This window comes from Streptomyces populi (assembly GCF_002911015.1).
Taxonomy (GTDB): Bacteria; Actinomycetota; Actinomycetes; order Streptomycetales; family Streptomycetaceae; genus Streptomyces; species Streptomyces populi.
This window is the reverse complement of record NZ_KZ626858.1, coordinates 97,289-103,288: the sequence shown is the minus strand read 5'-3', so window position 1 is coordinate 103,288 and position 6,000 is coordinate 97,289. Positions and strand designations below refer to the sequence as shown.

Annotated in this window: 4 protein-coding genes; 2 read left to right on the top strand and 2 right to left on the bottom strand. The window is 71.6% G+C overall.

The window, feature by feature from the left end:
• Together CW362_RS12955 and CW362_RS12950 are read left to right on the top strand one after the other, a co-directional pair.
• Nucleotides 1-1,349 (top strand): basic amino acid/polyamine antiporter (locus tag CW362_RS12955; protein ID WP_240657768.1); only part of this gene is annotated, 1,349 nt, incomplete at its 5' end.
• A gap of 33 nt (nt 1,350-1,382) precedes the next feature.
• On the top strand, nt 1,383-2,645 hold the full coding sequence (locus tag CW362_RS12950) for an arginine deiminase (RefSeq protein ID WP_103549563.1): 1,263 nt from the start codon (nt 1,383-1,385) through the stop codon (nt 2,643-2,645).
• 30 nt (nt 2,646-2,675) lie between these two features.
• On the opposite strand, the gene CW362_RS12945 is transcribed toward CW362_RS12950, so the two are convergent.
• Nucleotides 2,676-4,157: an FMN-binding glutamate synthase family protein gene (locus CW362_RS12945; protein ID WP_240657770.1), complete on the bottom strand. Its 1,482-nt coding sequence runs from the start codon at nt 4,155-4,157 to the stop codon at nt 2,676-2,678.
• A gap of 89 nt (nt 4,158-4,246) precedes the next feature.
• The gene (locus CW362_RS12940) at nt 4,247-5,827 is read right to left on the bottom strand and encodes an alpha/beta hydrolase (RefSeq protein WP_103549562.1); all 1,581 of its coding nucleotides are present in this window, start codon (nt 5,825-5,827) and stop codon (nt 4,247-4,249) included.
• Between the last annotated feature and the right edge of the window lie 173 nt (nt 5,828-6,000).

Genomic DNA, 6,000 nt, shown 5'->3' with positions numbered 1-6,000 from the left:
TGATGGTCGTCGGCTCCATGGTCGGCGCCGGGGTGTTCTCCCTCCCGCGGCGGTTCGCCCAGGAGACGGGTGTGGCGGGCGCGCTGATCGCCTGGGCCGTCGCCGGTACCGGCATGCTGATGCTCGCCTTCGTCTTCCAGCGGCTCGCGATCGTCAGACCCGACCTCGACGCGGGCGTCTACGCGTACGCCAAGGCGGGCTTCGGCGAGTACCTCGGATTCTTCTCGGCCTTCGGCTACTGGGCCAGCGCCTGCGTCGGCAACGTGACCTACTGGGTGCTCATCATGTCGACGATCGGGGCCGTCGCGCCCGCGCTCGGCGACGGGGACACCGTCCTCGCGATCGTGCTCTCCTCGGTCGGCCTGTGGGCCTTCTTCTTCCTCATCCGGCGAGGAGTGAAGGAAGCGGCGGCCATCAACCGGATCGTCACCGTGGCCAAGGTCGTCCCGATCCTCGTCTTCGTCGTACTGGCGCTCTTCTACCTGAAGCCCCACGTCTTCGCCGAGAACTGGAGCGGCGCCGCCTACGGTTCACTGTTCGAGCAGGTCAAGGGCACCATGCTGGCCACCGTGTTCGTGTTCCTCGGCGTCGAGGGGGCGAGCGTCTACTCCCGGCACGCCAGGCGCCGCGAGGACGTCGGCCGGGCCACCGTCCTCGGCTTCCTCAGCGTGTTCGCCGTCTTCGCCTCGGTCACGATCGTGTCGTACGGGCTGCTGCCCATCGAGGAGATCGCCGAGCTCAGACAGCCGTCGATGGCCGGAGTCCTGGAGAGCGCGGTCGGCACCTGGGGCGAGGTCTTCGTCAGCGTCGGCCTCATCGTCTCGGTCCTCGGCGCGTACCTCGCCTGGACGCTGATGGCGGCGGAGGTGCTGTTCGTCGCGGCCAAGGACGAGGACATGCCCCGCTTCCTGGCCCGCTCCACACGGGCCGACGTGCCGGCCCCCGCGCTGCTGCTGAGCACCGTGCTCACCCAGACGGTCCTGGTCGTCACCCTCTTCTCGGACGACGCCTTCAACTTCGCGCTCGACCTGACCAGCGCCCTGACCCTGATCCCGTTCCTGCTGGCCGCGGCCTTCGCCCTGAAGATCGCCCGGCACCGGTTCGGCGGCGACCTCGTCGTCGCCGCCCTCGCCACCGTCTACACGGCCTTCCTGCTCTACGCGGCCGGGCTGAAGTACCTCCTCGTCTCCTTCATCATCTACGCGCCCGCCACCGTGCTGTTCGTGATGGCGCGCCGCGAGCAGGGCAGGACGCCGTTCTCGCCCCGCGAACTGGTCATCCTCGTCGTCTCGGTCGCCGGTGCCGTCACCGGGATCGTCGCCCTGGCGCTGGGCTGGATCAGTCTGTGACCCGTCGGCCCCAGGCCCGGAGAAAGGCACACCGTGACCAGTCAAGACACCACCGGCCGTCCGGCGTACGGCGTCCACTCCGAGGTCGGCAGGCTGCGCAAGGTGCTGGTCTGCGCACCCGGTCTCGCCCATCGCCGGCTCACCCCCACCAACGCCGACGACCTGCTCTTCGACGACGTGATGTGGGTGGAGAACGCCCAGCGCGACCACGCCGACTTCGTCGACAAGCTGCGCGGGCGCGGGGTGGAGGTCGTGGAACTGCACGACCTGCTCGCGCAGACCATGGCCCTGCCCGTGGCGAGGGACTGGCTCCTCGACCGGAAGATCACCGCGAACGAGGTCGGGCTCGGACTCGTCGACGGCACGCGGGCCTTCCTGGAGTCCCTCGAGCCCGCCGTCCTCGCCGAGTACCTGATCGGCGGACTCTCCACCGTCGACCTGCCCGACGAGTTCCGCACCGGCTACCTCGCCCTGGCCCGCGAGTCGACCGGCGTGCGCGAGTACCTCATGCCGCCGCTGCCCAACACCCTCTACACCCGCGACACCACGTGCTGGCTCTACGGCGGGGTGACCCTCAACCCGCTCTACTGGCCGGCCCGGCACGACGAGACGCTCCTGATGAAGGCGGTCTACTCCTTCCACCCCGACTTCGCGGGCTCCAAGGTGTGGTGGGGCGACCCCGAACTCTCCTGGGGCCAGGCCACGTTCGAGGGCGGCGACATCATGCCGGTCGGCAACGGCGTCGTCCTCATGGGCATGAGCGAGCGCACCTCGCGGCAGGCCGTCAGCCAGGTCGCGGCCGCTCTGTTCCAGGGCGGCGCGGCCGAGCGCGTCGTCGTCGCGGGCATGCCGAAACTGCGCTCCGCGATGCACCTCGACACCGTCTTCACCTTCGCCGACCGTGACCTCGTCACCCTGTATCCGGCCATCATGGACTCGGTGCACACGTTCTCCCTGCGGCCGAGCGACAAGGCTCCCGGGGTCGAGATCACCGACGAGGGCTCACGCGCGTTCCCGGACGTCGTGGCCGAGGCGCTGGGACTGCCCGGACTGCGGATCGTCGAGACCGGCGGTGACGTGTACGCCTCCGAGCGGCAGCAGTGGGACAGCGGCAACAACGCCGTCGCCCTGGAGCCCGGCGTGGTGTTCACCTACGACCGCAACACCCAGACCAACGCGCTGCTGCGCGAGGCCGGCGTCGAGGTCATCACCATCGTCGGCTCCGAGCTGGGGCGGGGGCGCGGCGGCGGCCACTGCATGACCTGCCCCATCGTGCGCGACCCCGTCGACTTCTGACCGACGGCGCGTCCTCGGCCGTTCGGCGGTTCAGAAGGAGTCCGGGTCGGCGGCGGCCCAGTCCGCCGACCAGGTCGCGGGCGGTTCGGCGAGCAGCACCCCGGACGGCAGCCACTCGTAGAGCTCCGCGTACGACCTCACCGTCGTCGGCCCGACCCGCCGCAGCAGCCGGTGGGGCGTGAGCTCGCCGGGATCCCGCACGCCCATCGCGGCCATGATCCGGCACGCGCTGTGCACGGTGGCGCGGTGGTAGCGCCGCACCCGCTCGGACTTGTCGGCCACGTCCAGTGCGCGGACCCGGAGCGGATCCTGGGTCGCCACCCCGGCCGGGCAGGTGTTCGTGTGGCACCGCCGGGCCCGGACGCAGCCGACGGCGAGCATCATCGCGCGGGCCGCGTTGGTGTAGTCGGCACCCTGGAGAAGGCGTCTGACGATGTCCGAGCCGGTCGCGATCCCGCCGCTCGCGCCGATCCGCACCCGTTCGCGCAGCCCGGTGCCGACCAGCGCGTTGTGCACCGTGATCAGCCCCTCGGTCAGCGGCGTGCCGAGGCCGCCGGCGAACTCCGCGGGCGCCGCCCCGGTGCCGCCCTCCGAGCCGTCCACGACGATGAAGTCGGGTGTCACCCCCTCGGCGAGCATCGCCTTGCAGACGGCCAGGAACTGACGCCGCGAGCCGACACACAGCTTGAAGCCCGTCGGCTTGCCGCCCGCGAGCTCCCGCATCCGCGCGACGAACCGCACCAGCTCCCTCGGGGTCGAGAACACCCGGTGGTACGGGGGCGAGACCACGGCCCGGCCCTCGGGGACGCCACGCGCCCGCGCGATCTCCGCGTTCACCTTCGCGCCGGGCAGCACACCGCCGGTCCCCGGCCCCGCTCCCTGGGAGAGCTTCAGCGACACGCACTTCACCTCGGGCAGCGCGGCCTTGTCCGCGAACTCCCGTGCCTCGAAGTCCCCTTCGGAGGTGCGGCAGCCGAAGTACCCCGTGCCGATCTCCCAGATCAGGTCGCCGCCACCGCGCAGGTGATGGTCCGACAGACCGCCCTCGCCGGTGTCGTGCGCGAACCTCCCCAGCGCCGCCCCCCTGTTGAGGGCCAGGACCGCGTTCGGCGAGAGGGCTCCGAAACTCATCGCCGAGACGTTGAGGAGGGCCATGTCGTAGGGCTGTGTGCAATCGGGGCCGCCCACCCGGACGACCGGCGGTTCGTCCGGCACCTCGACCGGGCGCATGGAGGACTCCAGGAACTCGTGACCGTCCACGTACACGTCACGCCCGGTGCCGAACGGCTCCTCGGCCTCGGCTCCCCGGGCCCGCTCGTGCACGAGGAAGGGCGGACGGCCGATCAGCGGATAGTTGCGCAGCACGGAGCGGCGGCGCTGCGCCAGGTCCCGGCCGCCGAGCGCGGTCAGCGCCAGCAGCGGGCCCGCCGCGCACCACCACCACGCCGAGACGGAGCCCACGAGGAGCAGCGCCCCGGCGGCACCGAGGGCGACGAGCAGCAGGGGGAGCATCCGGAGCACACCACGAGTCAAACCCATGAGGACGAAAGCCGCCGATCGGGACACACGCGGAGCCGTCACGGTCACCCCGCGGGCGGCCGTCAGTAGGAGTCCGTGTTCTCCGGGCCGCAGGAGCTGCCGCTGGCCGGCAGCGACCCGTACAGCAGGAAGTCGTCGACCTTGCGGTGCACGCACTTCGAGGACGTGTACCCGGTGTGTCCCTCGCCCTTGTTGTCGAGCACCACCGCGGAGGAGCCGAGACGCCTCGCGGTCTCCAGGGTCCAGCGGTAGGGGGTCGCGGGGTCCCCGCGGGTGCCGACGAGCAGCATCTTCGAGGCGGGAACGTCGCGGACCTTCTCCCGTATGTAGTCGGTGCCCTTCGGGCGGCCGTAGCACATCAGCACCTGGGCGAGCCGGTACCGGCCGAAGACGGGTGACGCCTCCTCGTAGGCGGCCCGCAGTCCGGCGATCTGCCGGGCCACCTCGCCGGCGCCGGGCCGGTCGGGGTCGTCGGCGCAGTTGATCGCCATCAGGGCGGCGGGGAGGTTGTCGAGGGGGACGTCCTCGGCGTCGACGAGCCCGCCGTCGTCCCGAGGTCGCTGCCGGACGGGCGTGGCGGTGGCGGGCAGGGAGGCGCCGCCGTACAGCTGGGTGAGCGCGTGGGTGTCGCCGTCCTGGACCAGCAGGGCGAGGGCCTGTTCGAGGACGGGCCACATCGCCTTGCTGTAGAGCGCCTGGCTGATCGCCCCCACCAGGTCCTGTCCGGTGAACTCCTGGCCGTAGTCCGAGGGCACCGGCTCCTCGTCGAGCGACCTCACGAGCTGGAGCACCTGTTCGCCGGCGCTGCGTACGTCCTGTCCGAACGGGCAGGCCATGCTCTTCGCGCACCAGGTGACGAAGCCGTCGAGCGCGGTCTGCTGCCCCTCCGCGCCGCTGAGTCCCTGCTCGGTGATCGGCTCGGTGAGGGTGTCGACACCGTCGAGCACCATCCGGCCCGTCTTCTCGGGGAACTGGGCCGCGTACACCGCGCCGAGCCGTGTCCCGTAGGAGAATCCGAGGTAGTTGAGCTTCTTGTCGCCGAGCGCCTGGCGCATCACGTCCAGGTCGCGGGAGGCGTTGACCGTGCCTATGTGGGGGAGGACGGCCCCCGAGTGCTTCGCGCAGATGTCGGCGGCCTTCCCGACCGCGTCGAGCGCCGCCTGCACGTCGGTGTCCGCGGACACCGCCCCGAAGAGTTCGTCCGCGCCGTCGCCACAGCTGACGGGCGAGGACCGGCCGACGCCGCGGGGGTCGAAGGTCACCACGTCGTAGCCGTTCGTCAGCCCCATGAAGTCCTTCCCGCTCGCGACGAGCCCGGGTATGCCCGCACCGCCCGGACCGCCGAAGTTCAGCAGCACCGAACCCCGTGAGCGGCCCGTCGCCCGGTAGCGGGCCAGCGCCAGGTCGAGCGTGCCGCGGTCCGGCCTCGCGTAGTCCAGCGGGACGGTGACCTTGCCGCATTGCAGGTCCTCGGGCATGCCGTCGCCCTCGCAGGCCGCCCAGGTGATCTTCTGGTGGTAGAAGCGGGACAGGCCGGGCCGGTCGTCGGCGGTCGCCGCCGCCGTCGGCGGAGTCGCCGCCAGCAGGGTCAGCGTCGCGGTGGCGGCTCCCACGACCGCGAAGCGTCGGTGCACGGACAGCATGCCTGCCTCCAGGGTCGCCTGCGGTGGACCGGCGATACCTCCCGGATCACGATAGACGCGGCCCCGGGAGCACGCCTCCGGGCGAGCGGGGCCCGGAGGCGTCCGTTGCCCCCGCGCGGGCGTCCTTCGCGGGGACGCGGCGGCTGTTCGAAATGCGCGACGCTCGATGGGGT

Excerpts from the sequence above, each read along its gene's own strand:
- CW362_RS12940 (WP_103549562.1), bottom strand. The coding sequence starts at position 5,827 with ATGCTGTCCGTGCACCGACGCTTCGCGGTCGTGGGAGCCGCCACCGCG.
- CW362_RS12945 (WP_240657770.1), bottom strand. The coding sequence starts at position 4,157 with ATGCTCCCCCTGCTGCTCGTCGCCCTCGGTGCCGCCGGGGCGCTGCTC.